Origin of the sequence: Sphingomonas sp. LR59 (genome assembly GCF_036855945.1) — a bacterium.
Lineage (GTDB): Bacteria > Pseudomonadota > Alphaproteobacteria > Sphingomonadales > Sphingomonadaceae > Sphingomonas.
In genome coordinates, this window is sequence record NZ_JASPFL010000001.1 from 3,903,935 (window position 1) to 3,922,404 (window position 18,470).

Consider the following 18,470-nt stretch of genomic DNA (forward strand, 5'->3'; position numbering starts at 1 on the left):
TAGACGCGAACAGCGTAAGGCCTCTACCTAACGTCCAAACTATAAGTTCGAAAACATTCGAACACTCAGGAGAGAATGCCGATGCGTATGATCGCATATCTGTTGTCCGCCGCAGCAACCACGGCGATCGTCGCCCCGGCATTCGCGCAGGACGTCCCGACCTCGCAGCCCGAAGCGCAGGCGACCGCGACGACGACGTCGGGCACGGCGGCTGGGTCGGTCGATGCGGGGCAAACCCCGGTCGCCGCGGCGCCAGTCTATTCGGGTAACGCCAGCGACATCGTCATCACCGCCACCCGTCGTTCCGAGCGGCTGTCGAACGTGCCGATCGCGGTTTCCGCGGTCGGTTCGGCCGCGCTGGAGAATACCGGCGCGAATGACATCCGTCAGGCCACCCAGCTTGTCCCCTCTCTGCTGATTTCCTCGACTGGAAGCGAGGCCAACGCGTCCGCCCGCGTTCGCGGTATCGGCACCGTCGGCGACAACCCGGGCCTTGAGAGCTCGGTCGCGGTATTCATCGACGGCGTCTATCGCAGCCGCACCGGCTCGGGTCTCAACGACCTCGGCGAAGTCGATCGTATCGAGGTTCTGCGCGGTCCGCAGGGTACGTTGTCGGGCCGCAACGCCACGGCAGGTTCGATCAACATCCTGACAAAGCTACCGTCGTACAAATTCGGTGGCTATGCCGAGGCGACCTACGGCAACTATAACAACGTCCGTATCGCTGGCGGGCTGACCGGTCCGATCATCGCAGACAAGCTCGCGTTTCGTCTCGACGGCGTATTCGGCAAGCGCGACGGCTATTATTACGACGTCGTCAACAAGACCGATTACAACGATCGTAATCGCTATTTCGTCCGCGGGCAGCTGCTGTTCGAGCCCTCGTCCGACGTCACCGTCCGCCTGATCGGCGACTACACGCACCGCGACGAGAAGTGCTGCGGCGCGGTTTACATCAACACGCAGGAAAAGATCGATCCGACCCCGGGCGTCCCCGGCGATTTCGCGATCAATCCCGCGGGCAACCGCATCGTCCAGGTCATGCAGAGCATGGGTGCGGTTTTCCCGAGCGCGGGCGATCCGTATAACCGCCGCATCGCGAACTCGCCCGGCCGCGCCTATTCGAACGTCACGACCGATTACGGCGGCTCGGGCCAGATCGACATCAACCTCGGTGGCGCCTCGCTCACCTCGATCACGGCATACCGCGAATACAAATCGGGTGGCGCAGGCGATATCGACTACGGCAATCTCGACATCGCCTATCGCCCCGACGACGGTAACAGCTTCCGCCAGTTCCACACCTTCAGCCAGGAAGTCCGCCTGAACGGCTCGCTGTTCAACGACAAGCTCGACTGGCTGGTCGGTGGCTATTACTCGAAGGAAGACCTTGTCGTTGCCGACAATCTGAAGTTCGGCACGCAATATGGCGCGTTCGCCGCTTGCCGCATCGTCGCGACGATCAATCCTGCTGCGGCACTGCGTAACCCGGCCAACCCGGGTTGCCTCAGCGCAGCTGGTCGCGCGGTGTTGTCGGGCCAGGTGCCCGGCACGACGCCAGCCTTCGGTGCGCTGACCAACACGGTGCTCGCCGGTATCGATCGCCTCAGCACCGTTAACAATGTCGGCGACGTCCGTTCGACCTATTATCAGGACAGCGAGAACTACGCGTTCTTCACGCACAATATCTTCAAGCTAACCGACAAGCTGTCGATCACCGGTGGCCTGCGCTACACGCATGAGGCGAAGGATTTCCACGGCGACTTCAACAACAACAATGCAGTCTGCCCGGTCCAGCAAGCCAATCTCAGCCCGCTGCTCGCCAGTGCGGCGGTCCCGGCGGCGGTCAAGACGCTTGTCGGCGGCATCGTCACGCTGACCTGCACCGGCAATTCGACGACCGCACTAAACGGCCTCGATCTCAACAACGGTTTCAAGGAAGGCGAGTTCACCGGCACCGGCGTGATCTCGTACAAGCCGCGTACCGACACGTTGCTGTATGCGTCCTACTCGCGCGGCTACAAGGCGGGCGGCTATAATCTCGATCGTTCGGATCTGACGGCCAACGTGTTCTCGTCGCCGACCAACGCCAGCGCCGCCAATTTGCGGTTCGATCCCGAGACCGTGAACGCGTACGAGGTCGGCCTGAAGTTCACGTCGAAGGATTTCACCTTCAACGTCGCGGGCTTCCGTCAGGAGTTCAAGAATTTCCAGCTGAACACCTTCAACGGCACCAACTTTATCGTCCAGAACATCAGCACCTGCGATACGAGCCTGAACGGTGCGGACCAGGATGCGAGCTCGACGACCGGCGCTTGCACGGGGAAGACGAAATACGGCGTGATCTCGCAAGGTTTCGAGCTTGAAGCCGGGCTGTTCCCGGCGCCGAATTACTCGGTGAACCTCGGCTACACCTACACGAACACGCGCTTCCGCAACAATCTGGTTGGTACAGAAAGCGGCCAGCCGCTCGACGCCGCGCTGTTCCTGCTCTCGGGCAGCAACCTGTCCAATGCGCCGAAGCACACCGTGACCGCGTCGACGGCGTGGACGCCGGATATCGGCCACACCGGGCTAACCGCGTTGTTCTACGTCGATGGCCGCATGACGAGCGACTACAACACGGGCTCCGACCTGTTCCCCGAAAAGGCACAGGACGGCTTCTTCCTGATGAACGCCCGCGTCGGCATCCGTGGGCCGCAGCAGAAGTGGGCGCTCGAGGTCTGGGCACAGAACCTGCTCGACACCAACTACCAGCAGGTTGCGTTCAACGCGCCGTTCCAGGGCGCGGGCAGCCAGGCGCAGACCCAGGCGTTCGGCACGACCGCGAACCAGATCTTCACCTCGTATTTGGCCGAACCTCGCACCTACGGCCTGACGCTCCGCTCGCGCTTCTGATCGGAGGTTTAGGGTAGGAAAAAGCCGGTCCGCACATAGATGCGGGCCGGCTTTTTCATGTCTGTTTCCTCCCCTCAAGGGGGTGGCAGCGCGTAGCGCTGACGGAGGGGGCGCTGCGCTCGATAGCACGATACCCTTCCGTCGCTTGGCGCCACCTCCCCTTGCAGGGGAGGATGAGAAACGCCCTACGCCGCCAAATCTATCTCTTCCCCCGCCGCTGCTGCCAGCAACCTGCGCTCCAAGGTTCTCAACCGAGCAGGCTGGGTGATCCGGTCTCCCGTGAGGTCGGTGATATAAAACGTATCTACAGCCCGCTCGCCATAGGTCGCGACATGCGCGGAGTGGATCGTCACCTTCGACTGGAACAGCGCATTGGCGAGCTGGTTGAGCAGCGCCGGCCGGTCGCGCGCATTGACCTCGACCACCGTGAACCGGTTCGACGCCTTGTTATCGACCAGCGCGTTGGGGACGATGTCGAACGCCTCGGCGCGCGTCCGGGGCAGGGGTTTTGCCACTAGCCGATCGGCGAGCTTGCCGCGGTTGGCGAGCGCATCCTCGATCGCGGTCTTCAGGCGCGACAACTGGCCGGTTTCGTCGAACGGCCGCCCGAACGGATCCTGAACGAGGAAGTTATCGACCGCCATCCCGTCGCGCGTGGTATGGATTCTGCGCGTCGATGATGTTGCCGCCGGCGACGTGGATCGCGCCGGCGATGCGGTAGAACAGCCCGGGATGATCGGCCGCGTAGATCGTCACCAGCGTCGCGCCGCGCCCCGGATAGACGTGCGCGTCGATCGCGAGTTGCGCCTCGCCGGTATCGGCGAGAAAGCGGGCGTTGTGCGCCAGCACGTCTTCGGGCTCGGCGATCCAATAGGCTTCGGGCAGGCGGTGGACTAGCGTCGCGAACGTAGCCTCGTCCCAGCCGAGTGCGTCACGCAGATGCTCCTGCTTTGCGGCGATCCGCTCCGCACGGCCCTTCTGCTTGTGACCGAGGCGAAGGACCTCCTCCGCCGCTTCGTACAGATCGCCCAGCAACTGGCGTTTCCAGCCGTTCCAGACACCCGGTCCGACCGCGCGGATATCGACGATCGTCAGCGTCAGCAGCAGGCGCAGCCGCTCCGGGCTCTGCACCACGTCGCAGAAATCGAGGATCGTCTTGAAGTCGCTGAGGTCGCGCTTGAACGCGGTCGCCGACATCAGCAGGTGCCAACGGACCAGCCAGGCGACGGTCTCGGTTTCGGCTGGTGTTAAACCGAAGCGCGGGCACAACCGCTGCGCTACCTCCGCGCCGAGGATCGAGTGATCGCCGCCGCGCCCCTTGGCAATGTCATGCAGCAGCACCGCGACGTACAGCGCGCGTCGCGACACGATCTGTTCGAAGATCGCGCTGGCAAGCGGGTGCTCCTCCTTCAACGCCCCGCTCTCGATCCGCGCGAGCAGGCCGATCGCGCGGATGGTGTGCTCGTCGACGGTGTAGTGATGGTACATGTCGAACTGCATCTGCGCGACGACGCGCGCGAAATCGGGCACAAAGCGGCCGAACACGCCCGCCTCGTTCATCCAGCGCAGCACGAGTTCGGGATCGCGCGGGCTCGTCAGCACGTCGAGGAACAGCGCATTGGCGGTTGGACTAGCGCGCACGTCGTCGACCAGCTTCGCGTCCCGCGCGGCGGCGCGCATCGCCAGCGGATGGATCTCGACGCCGTGCTTGTCGGCGAGCTGGAAGATCTCGATCAGGCGCTCGGGATTGGCCTGGAAGAAGTCGTCGCTCGGCAGCGCCAATCGACCGCGATCGAGCACAAAGCCATTGAGCTTGCGTGGGCTACGGCGGATCGTCGGCAACCCGAACCGCCGGCCACGCGCCGCGAACTTCTCGTCAAGATGCGCGAGGAAGACGCCGCTGAGCGTGCCGACGGTCTTTGCCTGCAGGAAGTAGAACTGCATGAACCGCTCGACCTTCGACTTGCCGGGGCGATCGGAAAACCGCATCCGGTCGGCGATCTCGCGTTGCAGGTCGAACGTCAGCCGGTCCTCGGCGCGCCCGGTGATGCTGTGCAAATGGCAGCGCACCGCCTGGAAGAAATTGTCGGCGCGGTGGAACAGCCGGTATTCAGCTTTGGTGAACAGCCCGACCTCGACCAGCTCGGCGGCGCGCTGGACGTCGTAGATGTATTTGCCGATCCAAAACAAAGCGTGAAGATCGCGCAGGCCGCCTTTGCCCTCTTTGACATTGGGTTCAACGACATAGCGGGTGTCGCCCATCTTGCGGTGGCGCGCGTCGCGTTCGGCGAGCTTGTCGGCGATGAAGGTGCGCGCGGTGTCGGCCTGGACTTCGGTCTTGAACCGATGCGACGCCTGTTCATACAGTTCGGTGTCGCCGCAGACGTAGCGCGCCTCGAGCAGCGCGGTGCGGACGGTGACGTCGGCCTTGGCCTGGCGGACCATCTCGTCGAGCGAGCGGCTCGACTGGCCGAGCTTCAGCCCGAGATCCCACAGCGCGTACAGCATCGATTCGATCACGCGCTCGGCCCAGGGCGTCTGCTTGCCGGGGGTCAGGAAGCCGATATCGACGTCCGAATGCGGCGCCATTTCGGCGCGGCCATACCCACCGACCGCGATCAGCGTCAGGCGCTCGCCGATCGTCGGGTTGGGCAGGGGGTAGAGCCGCTGCGTCGTGAAATCGAACAGGATGCGGAGCAGCGCGTCGATCAGATACGCCTGCGCGCTAGACGCTTCCAACCCGCGCGAGGGGTGTTCGACGAGGCGGCGTTCGACCTCGACCCGGCCTTTCTCGAGTGCGGCCTTCAGCAGCGTCGTCGCGTCGCGGCGGAGCGCAGTTGCGTCGACGCCTTCCAGCGCAGCGATGGTTTCGGCGACGGCGCGGCGATCGATGATCGTGCGACGGTTGGGGAGGTGATCGAAGCGGCCGGACATGACGCCCAGATAGGGATGACGCACGCGTGCGTCATCAGGATTGCGCAAAACGTCTGTGAAACGTAACCGGACGCGCGAGTGGAGGACGAAAATGAGCGAACCATTGCGTGTAGCCCTGGCTGGGCTGGGGACGGTAGGCGGCGGGGTGATCCGGCTGCTCGATGCGAACCGCGAGTTGATTGCGCGGCGCGCCGGGCGCGAGATCGAGATCGTCGCGGTCTCCGCACGCGATCGCGGCAAGGATCGCGGCGTCGATCTGTCCCGGTTTGCCTGGGTCGACGACACTACCGCGCTTGCGAAGCAGCCGGGGGCGGATGTCGTGGTCGAGCTGATCGGGGGATCGGACGGACCGGCGCTGACTCTCGCGCGCAGCACGCTCGGGGCGGGGCGGAGTTTCGTTACTGCGAACAAGGCGATGATCGCGCATCACGGGCTCGAACTCGCGCAGGCGGCGGAGTCGGCCGGGGTCGCGCTGAAGTTCGAGGCGGCGGTCGCGGGGGGCATCCCGGTTATCAAGGGGCTTCGCGAAGGCGCCGCGGCGAATGAGATCGCGCGCGTTTATGGGATCCTCAACGGGACGTGCAATTTCATCTTGTCGAAGATGGAATCGGAAGGTCGCGACTTTGCCGAGGTGCTTGCCGAGGCGCAGGCGCTGGGGTTCGCAGAGTCCGATCCGAGCTTCGACATCGACGGCGTCGACGCTGCGCACAAGCTGTCGATCCTGGCTGCGGTCGCGTTCGGGACGCAGCCGGCGTTCGACGACGTCGCGATCAGCGGCATCCGGCATTTGTTAGGCGCGGATATCGCCGAGGCGGCGGCGCTCGGGTATCGCGTGCGACTGCTGGGCCTCGCGGAAGCAGGCGCGGACGGGCTGTTCCAGCGCGTCCACCCGCATCTCGTGCCGATCGATCATCCGCTGGCGCATGTTACCGGATCGCTCAACGCGGTCGTGGCCGAGGGCAATTTCGTTGGCCGGTTGCTGTTCCAGGGCGCTGGTGCGGGTGACGGTCCGACCGCGAGCGCCGTGGTTGCCGACCTGATCGACATTGCGCGGGGCGAGTTCGGCCCGCCGTTCGCGATGCCAGTGGTGTCGCTTACCGCGGCGCCGAAGGCGGACAGCGGCGAGCGGCGGGGGCGGGCGTATTTGCGGTTCACCGTCGCGGACCGGGTCGGGGTGCTGGCGGAGATCGCGGCGGCGATGCGCGATGCGGGTGTCTCGATCGAGAGCCTGATCCAGCGGGGGGCGATTGCCGATGGCAGCGTGCTGGTGGCGATCGTGACGCATGAAAGCCCGGAACGCTCGATCGCGCAGGCTTTGGAGAAGCTGCGGGGGTCGCAGAGTCTGGTGGGGCAGCCGATGTGGATGCATATTCTGGATTGAGGGGGCGGTAATGACTGCCACTCCCGTCTAAAGCGACCACCCCGGCGAAGGCCGGGGCCCAGTTGGAAAGGTCGCAGTAACGGCGCGCGCGCTTCGTTAGCTTCGTCCCCCAACTGGGCCCCGGCCTTCGCCGGGGTGGTGCTGTTGCTGACTTGCGCAACCTCCTCCTTGTTCTCCCGCGAAGGCGGGAGTCCAGACTGGGTCCCCGCCTTCGCGGGGAAACAGGGGAGGGCGGTCTTCCTGACGTGATGCGCTGCGCTACCTTATTTCACCGGGTCGTCGAGCACGATCGGCACGCGGTTCGACTTGTCCGGCTTCTTTCGAAACTTCCGCCCGACGTCGCGCACCAGCGCCATGGCGTCCTTGCCCTCGTTATTCTCGCAACAGCTATGCGGATCGATCAGCGCGCCGATGCCGCGGATCAGCACGACCGGGACCGTGAACAGGTCGACGCCCGTGCATCCGCCCGGCGGACACACCGGCCCGCTATTGTCGAGCGCCGCGCGCGGATCGCCGGTCGGCTTGCGCGGGCGATCCTGCGGCGGGCGTTCGCCGGGCAGTGGCAGACGCTGCTCGGATGTGCCTTTGCCGCCGCAGACGATCACCTCGGTCGGACTCGAACCGGGGCAGGCGGGCGGATTGAGGATCGACCAGCTCTGCGGCGGCGGCGCCACGATCGGTCTCGCCGGGGGTGCCGATGCGGCGACTTGCAGCAGTACCAACAGCAGGATCACTGTGCGCCCCCGTTACGTCGCTTCACCTAGTTCACGGTGCCGACGGGGCCGTCGAGATCGATCGGCACCCGGCCGCTCTTGTCGGGCTTTTTCGCCAGCGCGCTCTTGATCAATCCCACCGCAGCCTTCGCGATCGGGGCGATCGGTGGACCAAAGCCGACCTGGCATCCTCCCTGTCGGGCGGCGCACGGTGTCTCCGACAACTCCAGCGCGCGGACGGCGGTGAGGTTGGGGTTCGAGGCAACCGCGTGGTCGGGCGGGCCGCGATCATCGCGCATCGGCAGGCGAGGGGTCGTCGTCGCGGACTTGCCGCAGACGACCACTTCATTGCCGTCCTGCGTCTGCGTGGCGCACGGATCGACGAGGATCGAGAAACGCTCGGGCACGGGCGGCGCCACCGGGGCCGCGGCCACCTGAAGCAGGGCAGATAGAAGTACGGCGATCATACTGGATTCCTAAGGCGCGGCGCGGGCCTTACGGCGCGGGCTTGCGGAACGATGTGCCGCCTTCGCCGCCGACCGTCATGGTGACGCCTGCCATCCCGCCGCCGACCTGGAAGGGGCTGAGATCGGCGAGCGGCGAGGTGCGTTGGAGCAGGCGGGTGCGTTCGTCCCTGAGGCTTTCATGCTTGGGATCACCGGCGTCATGGACGACGAACGGCACGCGAAACCGATCGGCGGTTCGCATGCCGCAGACCGTGATGTCTGTCGCATCGACACTGGTCGGGCAGGGGCGCTCGGCGTCCATACGCGCTTTCGCGGTCGCCATCAGCGGGTCTTCGATCAGTATCGATAGCAGCATGACCAGCATCGGCATCTCCCGGACTGACACGCAGACTGGCCGCGATCGTCCGAAGGAGCAAGCGTCATTGCTCGATCTTGGCGACTCCGAGTCGGGGAATGTCGATCGCCGGGCAGCGGTCCATCACAACTTGCAGCCCTGCAGCTTCGGCGCGCGCTGCCGCTTCTTCGTTGATGACACCGAGTTGCATCCACACGGCCTTTGCACCCGCCGCAATCGCCTGGTCGACAGCTTCACCGGCTGCTGCCGAGTTACGGAAGATGTCGACGATGTCGATTGGGTCGCCCAGCTGCGACAGGTCGCGGAAGACGAATTCGCCGTGGACATGCTCGCCGGTGATCTGCGGATTGACCGGGATTACGCGGTAGCCGTGCGCCTGAAGCTTGGCCATGACGCCGTAGGACGGGCGATCCGGGCGGTCGGAGGCGCCGATCATCGCGATCGTCCGAGCACCTTCGAGCAAGGCCTTGATATCGGCATCGGCGGTCAAGGGCATCGATGCCTCCTATGAGGGAAACCTGGTCCGCTCGTACCGTGGCAGAAGGCCACTCGGTACGACCGGTAATAAGACAACGTAGATCAGGCCCGCGAGTTTCACAGTTTTCCGAGCCATGCGACGACCTGAGCCGCAATCGGCATGAACACCGTATCGTCGGGATTCGAAGCTGGCGGTGTCCCCGCGTCAGACGCCGTGCGGATCGAGATCGTCAGCGGCACACGGCCGAGGAACGGGATGCCCAGTTCGCGCGCCGCCGCCTCGGCGCCGCCATTGCCGAACGGGTCCGACGCCTCGCCGCAATGCGGGCAGATATAGCCGGCCATGTTCTCGACCAGCCCGATGATCGGGATGCCGGCCTTCTCGAACAGGTCGATCGCGCGGCGTGCGTCGATCAGCGCGAGATCCTGCGGGGTCGAGACGATCACTGCCCCCGCCGGCCGGTATTTCTGGACCATCGTCAGCTGGACGTCGCCGGTGCCGGGCGGCAGATCGAGCACCAGCGTATCGGTCACGCCCCAGTCGGCCTCGACCAACTGACCGAGCGCACCCGCCGCCATCGGCCCGCGCCACGCGATCGCCTTGCCCGGCTCGACGAGCTGGCCCATCGACAGCAACGGTACGCCGTACGGGGTCGGGACCGGGTCGAGGACCTTGTCCTTTGCGGTTGGGCGCGTGCCCTCGACGTTCATCAGCCGCGGCTGCGATGGTCCGTAGATATCGGCATCGACCAGCCCGACGCGACGACCCGCGCGGGACATCGCGATCGCGAGGTTGGCGGCGAGCGTCGATTTGCCGACGCCGCCCTTGCCGCTGGCGACTGCGATCAGCCGGCGCGTCGAGCGTTCCGCGGTTACCGCGATCCGCACTTCGGACACACCGGGTTGCGTCGCCGCCATCCGCACGGTCGCCTCCAGCGCATCGCGCGCCTGCGGGTCGAGCCCGGTCGCATCGATGATAATGCCGGCTCGCGCGCCTTCCATCCGGACGGTCGCCCGCTTGCCTGCCACTGCGGCAACCGCCGCCTTTACGCCTTCGATGTCGATCATGCGGACCAGATAGGGCCGCTAAGGCCGCTTGGCACTGTTTTTCCGCCGCCGCACACCTATAAAGGTTGGTATGACGATCTTCTCGCGCTGGTTCCGGCGCCCCGATATCCTCGCCACCGAAACACCGAAAGGCCCTTGGGGCGGCTCGGGCGACGACGGTAATAGCGGCCCTCGCAATCCCTGGGCGCAACCTCCGGGTGGCCGCAAGCCTGCTGCCAAACCGACCGCGCTCGACGAGTTTCTGCGCAAAGCACGCGGATCGGGCGGCGGCGGTGGCGGCGGCAATGGCGGCTTCGGGGGCTTGCCGTCGGGCGCCAACGCCCGTGCGCTCTGGGCGATCGGCGTCGCGATCATCGCGGTCGTCTGGATCCTGTTCACCTCGGTCCACCAGATCGGTCCGCAGCAGCGCGGCGTCGTCACCTATTTCGGCAAATACGCGGGTACGCTCGATCCGGGCGTTCGCCTGACGATGCCGGCGCCGATCGCCGACGTGACGGTGGTCGACGTGCAGAAGATCCGCACCGATAACTTCCCCGTCGGGGATGGCGAGAACCTGACGCTGACCGGCGACCAGAACATCATCGATCTGGCATATTCGGTGCGCTGGGATATTTCCGACCCGCGCGATTACGTGTTCCAGCTTGCCGAGCCGAACGACACCGTCCGTGCCGCTGCCGAGAGCGCGATGCGCGCGGTAGTCGCGACGACGACGCTCGATCAGGCGATCGGCACCGGTCGTACCACGATCGAACAGCGCGTCGCCGAACTGACCCAGCAGATCCTCAACGACTATAAGTCGGGCGTCCGTATCCAGGGCGTCGCGATCAAGCAGGCCGCAGCACCAGCACGGATCGTCGAGGACTTCAACGCGGTCACCGCCGCGCAGCAGGAGGCGATCGCCAATCTCAACCAGTCTCGCTCGTATGCGCAACAGGTCGTGGCGCGCGCGCACGGTGAGGCCGCGTCGTTCGACAAGGTGTATGAGCAGTATAAGCTCGCCCCCGAAGTGACGCGCCGCCGTATGTATTACGAGACGATGGAGGCGGTGCTCGCCAAAAGCGACAAGACGATCGTCGAGACGCCGGGCGGGGTGGTACCGTATCTGCCGCTGTCGAACGCCAAGCGCTTGCCGAACCCGGAGGCTGTCCAGTCGACGCCAGCGCCTGCCGCGGCGGCGGCTGCCCCCAGTCTGGAGCCGATCAGTGAACGCCGTGAGTTTCCGCAATCCGATCGTCGCCGGCATCGTCGCGCTGCTGCTGGTGATCCTCGCCGCATCGACCTTTGCGATCGTCCCCGAGACCAAGCAGGCGGTGATCCTGCGCTTCGGCCAGCCGATCCGCACGGTCAACGCGTGGCAGCCCAACACCGCGTTCGGCCAGACCGGCGCGGGCCTGATCGCGCGCATTCCGTTCGTCGACCGGATCGTCTGGATCGACAAGCGCGTGCAGGATCTCGAACTCGACAACACGCTGGTGCTGTCGACCGACCAGCTTCGGCTCGAGGTCGATGCCTATGCGCGTTACCGAATCGTCGATCCGCGGAAGATGCGAAATGCGGTCGGTAGCGAGGACCGGATTCCCGATCAGCTGCGCCCGATCCTGGGCTCGGCGCTGCGCAACGAACTCGGGAAGCGCCGCTTCGTCGAATTGCTGAGCCCCGAGCGGTCCGAGCTGATGGACAACATCCAGAAGGGTCTCCAGCGCGTCGCCAGCCAGTACGGCGTCGAGATCGTCGATGTCCGCATCAAGCAGGCGAACCTCCCCGTCGGTCTGCCGCTCGAAAGCGCGCTCAAGCGCATGTCGAGCGCACGCCAGCAGGAGGCGATCACGATCCGTGCCGAGGGCCAGAAGCAGGCGCAGATCGTCCGTGCACAGGCCGATGCGGATTCGGCGAAGATCTATGCCGAGAGCTTCGGCAAGGACGCCGATTTCTACGACTTCTACCGCGCGATGCAGTCGTATCGGCACACGTTCGGCGCAGATGGCGGTACGGCACCGACCGGTTCGACATCGATCATTCTTTCGCCGAACAACAGCTATCTACGGGAATTCGAGGGCCGCGGGCGTTGAGCCTGCGGAACCTTTGAACCCCTGTTCATATTCAAGCATCATTCAGGACGGTGTGGCTAAGCGCCACCTGTTTCGATTGATGAAACGAGAGGACAACATCTAGTGCGTTACGCCTACGCCATTACCAGTGCTCTTCTCCTCGGCGGCGCGACCGCGACGCTCGCGCTCCAGCCGAGCGGCGCGCAGGTTGCGCAGAACGAACCCGGCGCGATCCAGGCGGTCTCGCCGAAACCCGGCGCGCCGATGAGCTTCGCCGACATGGTCGCGCGGCTCCAGCCCGCGGTCGTCAACATCTCGACCAAGCAGACGATCGTCCAGAAGCAGCAGACCAATCCGTTCGCGGGCACGCCGTTCGGCGACCTGTTCGGCGGCATGGGCGGCGGCGGCCAGGGTGGCGCGCCGGTGAAGCGCGAAGGCGCCTCGCTCGGCTCGGGCTTCCTGATCTCGCCGGATGGCTATGTCGTCACGAACAACCACGTGATCTCGCCGGGCGCGCAGGGCGCGACGGTCGATTCGATTACCGTGACGCTCAGCGACAAGAAGGAATATGTCGCCAAGGTCATCGGCAAGGATCAGGAATCGGATCTCGCGCTGCTGAAGATCGACGCGGCCAACCTGCCGTTCGTGAAGTTCGGTGATTCGAACGGCGCCCGCGTCGGCGACTGGGTCGTCGCGATCGGCGAGCCGTTCGGCCTCGGCGGCACCGTGACCGCGGGTATCGTCTCGGCGATCAACCGCGTCACCGGCCAGGGCGGCGCGTATGACCGCTTCATCCAGACCGACGCCTCGATCAACCAGGGCAACTCGGGCGGCCCGATGTTCGATCTTAACGGCAACGTGATCGGCGTGAACTCGCAGATCTTCAGCCAGTCGGGCGGCAATATCGGCATCGGCTTCGCGATCCCCGCAGCCGTCGCCAAGCCGATCATCGCCACCTTCATGAAAGGCGGCACGATCGAGCGCGGCTATATCGGCGTCCAGCTCCAGCCCGGCGGCACGATCAACGAGGATACCGCCGCGGCGCTCGGCATCGCCAAGAACCAGGGCGAACTGATCAATGACGTCACCGCAGGCGGCCCGGCGGCGAAGGCCGGCGTGCGCGCAGGCGACGTCGTGACCAAGGTCAACGGCCAGGTCGTCACCGTCGACCAGTCGCTGTCCTACCTCGTCTCGAACGTGAAGCCCGGTCAGACCGCGCGTCTCGATATCCTGCGCAACGGCAAGCCGGTGGTCGCCAACGTGGTCGTCGTGCCACGTCCGAGCGCCGACAAGTTGGCCGCGACGCTGGGTGGCGACGCGCAGGGCTTTGGCACCGATGACGGCGATGATGGCGACGATTCCGCCACCCCCGCCGCACCGACGGCAGGTGCAGCGCTCGGGATCGGCGTCCAGCCGCTGACCCCGGCGATCGCGCAGGCGGTCGGTGTCGAGACGAACACGCAGGGCGTCGTGATCGCCGTGGTCGCACCGACCAGCGATGCGTTCGGCAAGCTCAAGCGCGGCGACGTCATCATCTCGGTCAACGGCACGCCCGTCCGCACTGCGGTCGACGTCCAGAACGCGGTCAACGTCGCCAAGGCCGCCGGTCGCCCGCAGGTCCTGTTGCAGGTCAAGCGTGGCCGCAGCCCGGCGCAGTTCCTGCCGGTCAAGATCAAGTAATCCACGACCGACACGACTGATGTGAAAGGACCGTCGCTCACCCGAGCGGCGGTCCTTTTCTTTGCGGCGCGCGGGGTTAGGGTCGGCTCCGGATACAAAGGACGAGACCCATGACCGACGGCATCTTCATCGGCGCGAGCGTGGACGGCAAGCCGCAGACGCTGGAGTTGAAGCGCGCCAACCGCCACGGCCTGATCGCGGGCGCGACCGGTACCGGCAAGACGGTGACGTTGCAGGGCATCATCGACGGCTTTTCCGCGAACGGCGTGCCGTGCTTCGTCGCCGACGTGAAGGGCGACCTGTCGGGCCTAGCGATGGCCGGGTCGCCGACCGCGAAGACGCACGCGACGTTTGCCGAGCGCGCCAACGCGATCGGCGACGACAGCTGGGCCTATGCCGACAATCCGGTGCAGTTCTGGGATCTGTTCGGCGAGCAGGGCCATCCGATCCGCACCACGATCAGCGAGATGGGGCCGCTGCTGCTGGCGCGGCTGATGGACCTCAACGAGGTGCAGGAGGGCGTTCTGACGATCGCCTTTCACGTCGCTGACAAGGAGGGGCTGCTGCTGATCGACCTCGATGATCTTCAAGCGATGCTGACCGAATGCGCGGGCCGCGCGGACGAACTGACGGTGACGTACGGTAACGTCTCGAAGCAGTCGATCGGCGCGATCCAGCGTTCCCTGCTTCAGTTGCGCACGCAGGGTGCGGAGAATTTCTTCGGCGAACCGGCGCTCGAGATGAACGACTTTATCGGCGTCGATGACCGGGGCAGGGGCGTCGTCAACATCCTCGCCGCCGACAAGCTGATGGCCTCGCCGAAGCTCTACGCGACGTTCCTGCTGTGGCTGATGAGCGAGCTGTTCGAGCATCTCCCCGAGGTCGGCGATCCCGACAAGCCGGTGCTGTGCTTCTTCTTCGACGAGGCGCATCTGCTGTTCGACGAGGCCCCTAAGGCGCTGCTGGAGAAGATCGAACAGGTAGTCCGCCTGATCCGCTCGAAGGGGGTGGGCGTGTATTTCATCACGCAGAACCCGATCGACATTCCCGACACGGTGGCGGGGCAGCTCGGCAACCGCGTGCAGCATGCGTTGCGCGCGTTCACCCCGCGCGATCAGGCGGCGGTGCGCTCGGCGGCTGAGACGTTCCGGGCGAACCCCGGCGTCGATGTCGCGACGATTATCACCGAGCTGAAGGTCGGCGAGGCGCTGGTGTCGCTGCTTCAGGCCGATGGCGCGCCGACGCCGGTCGAGCGCACGCTGATCAAGCCGCCTGCCTCGCGCGTCGGCCCGATCACGGCGGCCGAGCGGAAGGTGATGATCGAGACCGATGCGATCGGTGCGAAATACGACACGCTGGTCGATCGGGAGTCGGCGGAGGAATTGCTGGCCGCTAAGACGCAGGAGGCGAGCGCTGCTGCCGCCGAGGCAAAGGCGACGACCGAGGCGGAGAAGGCTGCGGCGGCGCAGGCAAAGCTCGATGCGAAGGCGGCGAAAGAGGCGGAACGCGCGCGCATCGCGGACCAGCGCGAGGCGGATCGCCAGCAGCGTGAAGCCGACCGCGAGACGGCCAACTCGCCCTGGACCAAGATGGCATCGTCGGCGACGCGCGCCGCCAGCTCGTCGATCGGCCGTCAGGTCGCCAACGAGATCGGCAAGCAGGTCTTCGGCACCAAGTCGCGCCGGTCGTCGTCGAGCGGTGGTCTGGTCGGCACCGTGTTGCGCGGGGTGTTAGGCGGCCTCTTCCGGGGTAGACTACCTCAGCGATCGGGGGCGGGCTGCCCCACACAAACGCCACCCCGGCTAAGGCCGGGGCCCAATTGGCGAGGTCGATGTAACGGAGCGCCGTCCGCCGTTACCGCTGTTCCCCAACTGGGCCCCGGCCTCCGCCGGGGTGGGGCTCAAATACTAGACAGGAGTTCCCGATGTCCCTCGATTTCGAATCCGCCGCCGATTGGGCCCCGACCGACTGGACTGCCGTCGGCGAAGATAGTCTGGACGACGCGATCAGGCTCCGCCGCGCGATCCACGCCGATCCTGAAGTCGGCCTTCACTGCCCGCGCACGTCGGACAAGGTGAAGGCAGCGCTCGCCGGTCTCCCGCTCGAAATCCGCGAAGGCACTTCCACCACCGGCTTCGTCGCGATCCTACGCGGTGGCCGCGCAGGCAATGCCGGCGGCAACGGCCGCACCGTCCTGCTCCGCGGCGACATGGATGCGCTGCCGATGCAGGAGGAAACCGGTCTCCCGTTCGCGTCGAAAATCGATGGCGCGATGCACGCCTGCGGGCACGACTCGCATACCGCGATGCTGGTCGGCGCGGCCAAGGCGCTGTGCGCTCGACGCGACGAGCTTCCCGGCACGGTCGTCTTCATGTTCCAGCCCGGCGAGGAGGGCCATCACGGCGCCCGCCATATGATCGCCGATGGCCTGCTCGACTCGCCGTTGCCCGAGGCGGGCTTCGCGCTGCACATCTCGCCCAACATGCCGATGGGCCATGTCGTCAGCCGCGCGGGCACGTTGATGGCCTCGACCGACACGTTGCGCGCGACGATCACCGGGCGTGGTGGACACGCGGCTATGCCGCACGACTGCCTCGATCCGCTGCCGATCGCCTGCGAGATCGTCACGGCCTTGCAGACGTATGTCGCACGGCAGGTGGCGGTTACCGACCCCGCCGTCCTGTCGATCACCAAGCTCAACGCCGGCAGCGCGCACAACGTGATCCCGTCGACCGTCGAGATGCTGGGCACGATGCGCACCCTATCGGAGCGTACGCGCGAGCAGGTCCGCGCGGCGTTCGTCCGGATGGTCGAAGGTATCGCCGCCGCGCACGGCGCTGTCGGCACGCCGACGATCGAGGAAGGCTATCCGGTCACCGTCAACGACGAACGCGCAACCGACCTGATGAAGGCGTGCGCGACTGCGATCGGCGGCGAGGGCGCGTATCAGGTCATGCCGCCGATGATGGGCGCGGAGGACTTCTCGTACGTGCTCCAGAAACTTCCCGGCGCGATGGCGTTCATCGGCGCGGCGCCCGAGGGCAGCGATCCGCGTACCAACCCGCCGCTTCATAATACCAAGATGACGATCGACGAGCGTGTGATGGCGCATGGCATCGCGATGCACTGCGCGGTGGCGGAGCGGTTTCTGTCGAACGGGTTCGACTGATAGTGTTCGGTAGATAACGCCTACTATTCCGTCATCCTGACGAAAGTCAGGACCCAGAGCCGGATACGGTATCGCCCGTGATCCTGGGTCCTGACTTTCGTCAGGATGACGGTAGGGTGGAGTTCATTCGCCCCGATACCGCTGATCTCAGTGCGAAGGCCGCGTGGTCGCCGCATACTTCGCGACCGCGGCCGCGGCCGCCTGGATCAGCCGCTGCCGCTCCGGCATTGGCCTGATCGTATCCCCGATCATCACCGCGATCGCATACCGCCGCCCATCTGGCGCAGTCAGCAGCCCGACGTCGTTGAAGCCGGCATTGCGGCGACCCAGGTCCTGCCCGGTGCCGGTCTTGTGCGCGATCTCCCAGCCGCCGGGGAGCGCCGCACGAAGCCGGGCGCGACCGGTGACCGAACGCCCCATTGTGTCGAGGAGGATCTTGGTCGAGGTCTCCGACAAGATATCCCCCTTCGCCAGCCGCGCAATCGCATCGGCGATCGCGATCGGCGCCGCACCGTCGGGCGGATTGCGGACATACGCATTCAGCGCGGCCTCACGCACCGCCGGGGACAATCGGTTGCGTGCGGTCATGAAGCCGCCGTTGACGGCGTAGGACGGCTGCCAGACGAGCCCAGCGGTGCCGCTCTGCAACAGCCGCTCGCCCGGCCCGAACCGGATTGCGCCGAGCTGCTTCCGCGCGATCATCGACCGCACCGCCGACGGCCCGCCGACCCGCGCCAGCAACCGGTCGTTCGCGGTATTGTCGCTGTGCGTCAGCGCACGCGTCAGCAGGTCGTTGATCGTGGTGTGATACCCGTCGCCTTTCACCAGCATCGCGATCGGCTGGTGGAAGAGCGTCAGATCCTGCGAGCGGACGACGATCGGTTCGTCGAGACGCAGCTTGCCCTGGTCGCGCAGGTCCATCACGGTCATCGCGACCCAAAGCTTGCTGACCGATTGCTGCGGCAGCAACTGACGCCCGCCGGCCTCGACCGTCCAGCCATCGTCGACCGCACGCACCGCGATGCCAGCCTTGCCCTGGAAGCCGCTCTGCAATTCGGAGATCGCGTTGACCAGGCTCGCCGGCGCGGGTCGCAGCGCGCGTGGCAGCGGTGGTGGCACCGGGATCGACACGAACCCCTCGGCCTGATGCACCGGCCCGACTGCGGGCGGGCTTGGCCGCGACGCCGATCCGCATCCGGCGAGCGCCATGCCGAACAGGGTCGTGGTCAAAAGACGCTTGAACGCACTCGCGGATGTCATGATCGATGGAACGCCCTGCA

General features: G+C 65.9%; 11 protein-coding genes and 3 pseudogenes. 7 read left to right on the top strand and 7 right to left on the bottom strand.

What is annotated here, in order from left to right; genetic code table 11:
• Window positions 1-81 precede the first annotated feature (81 nt).
• Window positions 82-2,898: a TonB-dependent receptor gene (locus QP164_RS18410; RefSeq protein ID WP_333924046.1), complete on the top strand. Its 2,817-nt coding sequence runs from the start codon at window positions 82-84 to the stop codon at window positions 2,896-2,898.
• 185 nt (window positions 2,899-3,083) lie between these two features.
• Here the strand turns inward: QP164_RS18410 and QP164_RS18415 are convergent.
• Window positions 3,084-5,832, bottom strand: a pseudogene (locus tag QP164_RS18415) ([protein-PII] uridylyltransferase).
• A 91-nt stretch (window positions 5,833-5,923) separates the two neighbouring features.
• Between QP164_RS18415 and QP164_RS18420 the strand changes: the two are divergent.
• Complete coding sequence (locus QP164_RS18420; protein ID WP_333924047.1) at window positions 5,924-7,213, top strand: homoserine dehydrogenase; 1,290 nt, start codon at window positions 5,924-5,926, stop codon at window positions 7,211-7,213.
• A 263-nt stretch (window positions 7,214-7,476) separates the two neighbouring features.
• Here QP164_RS18420 and QP164_RS18425 read toward each other — a convergent pair whose 3' ends face one another.
• The 5 genes from QP164_RS18425 to QP164_RS18445 form a co-directional block, all read right to left on the bottom strand.
• Entirely contained in the window at window positions 7,477-7,947 is a 471-nt protein-coding gene (locus QP164_RS18425) for a hypothetical protein (RefSeq protein WP_333924048.1), read from the bottom strand.
• Window positions 7,948-7,973: 26 nt separating this feature from the next.
• On the bottom strand, window positions 7,974-8,393 hold the full coding sequence (locus QP164_RS18430; RefSeq protein ID WP_333924049.1) for a hypothetical protein: 420 nt from the start codon (window positions 8,391-8,393) through the stop codon (window positions 7,974-7,976).
• 28 nt (window positions 8,394-8,421) lie between these two features.
• Window positions 8,422-8,757, bottom strand: coding sequence for a hypothetical protein (locus QP164_RS18435; RefSeq protein ID WP_333924050.1), 336 nt, complete (start codon window positions 8,755-8,757; stop codon window positions 8,422-8,424).
• Window positions 8,758-8,812: 55 nt separating this feature from the next.
• The gene (locus QP164_RS18440) at window positions 8,813-9,244 is read right to left on the bottom strand and encodes a CoA-binding protein (RefSeq protein ID WP_132737632.1); all 432 of its coding nucleotides are present in this window, start codon (window positions 9,242-9,244) and stop codon (window positions 8,813-8,815) included.
• A gap of 98 nt (window positions 9,245-9,342) precedes the next feature.
• Window positions 9,343-10,293, bottom strand: a complete 951-nt coding sequence (locus tag QP164_RS18445; RefSeq protein WP_333924051.1) for an Mrp/NBP35 family ATP-binding protein — start codon at window positions 10,291-10,293, stop codon at window positions 9,343-9,345.
• 70 nt (window positions 10,294-10,363) lie between these two features.
• On the opposite strand from QP164_RS18445, the pseudogene hflK reads away from it, so the two are divergent.
• The 5 genes and pseudogenes from hflK to QP164_RS18470 all read left to right on the top strand — a co-directional run.
• Window positions 10,364-11,473, top strand: a pseudogene (gene hflK / locus QP164_RS18450) (protease modulator HflK); the annotation flags it as partial.
• Window positions 11,474-11,495: 22 nt separating this feature from the next.
• A complete protein-coding gene (gene hflC, locus QP164_RS18455; protein ID WP_243693216.1) occupies window positions 11,496-12,362 on the top strand; it encodes a protease modulator HflC in 867 nt (288 codons plus the stop codon).
• Window positions 12,363-12,464: 102 nt separating this feature from the next.
• Window positions 12,465-14,021 (top strand): Do family serine endopeptidase, encoded by a 1,557-nt coding sequence (locus QP164_RS18460; RefSeq protein WP_333924052.1) that lies wholly within the window; start codon window positions 12,465-12,467, stop codon window positions 14,019-14,021.
• Window positions 14,022-14,131: 110 nt separating this feature from the next.
• Window positions 14,132-15,775: pseudogene (locus QP164_RS18465) on the top strand (helicase HerA-like domain-containing protein); the annotation flags it as partial.
• Between the two features lie 170 nt (window positions 15,776-15,945).
• Window positions 15,946-17,190 (top strand): M20 metallopeptidase family protein, encoded by a 1,245-nt coding sequence (locus tag QP164_RS18470; protein WP_333924053.1) that lies wholly within the window; start codon window positions 15,946-15,948, stop codon window positions 17,188-17,190.
• Between the two features lie 147 nt (window positions 17,191-17,337).
• Here QP164_RS18470 and QP164_RS18475 read toward each other — a convergent pair whose 3' ends face one another.
• Window positions 17,338-18,450, bottom strand: coding sequence for a serine hydrolase (locus QP164_RS18475; protein WP_333924054.1), 1,113 nt, complete (start codon window positions 18,448-18,450; stop codon window positions 17,338-17,340).
• Window positions 18,451-18,470: the final 20 nt, after the last annotated feature.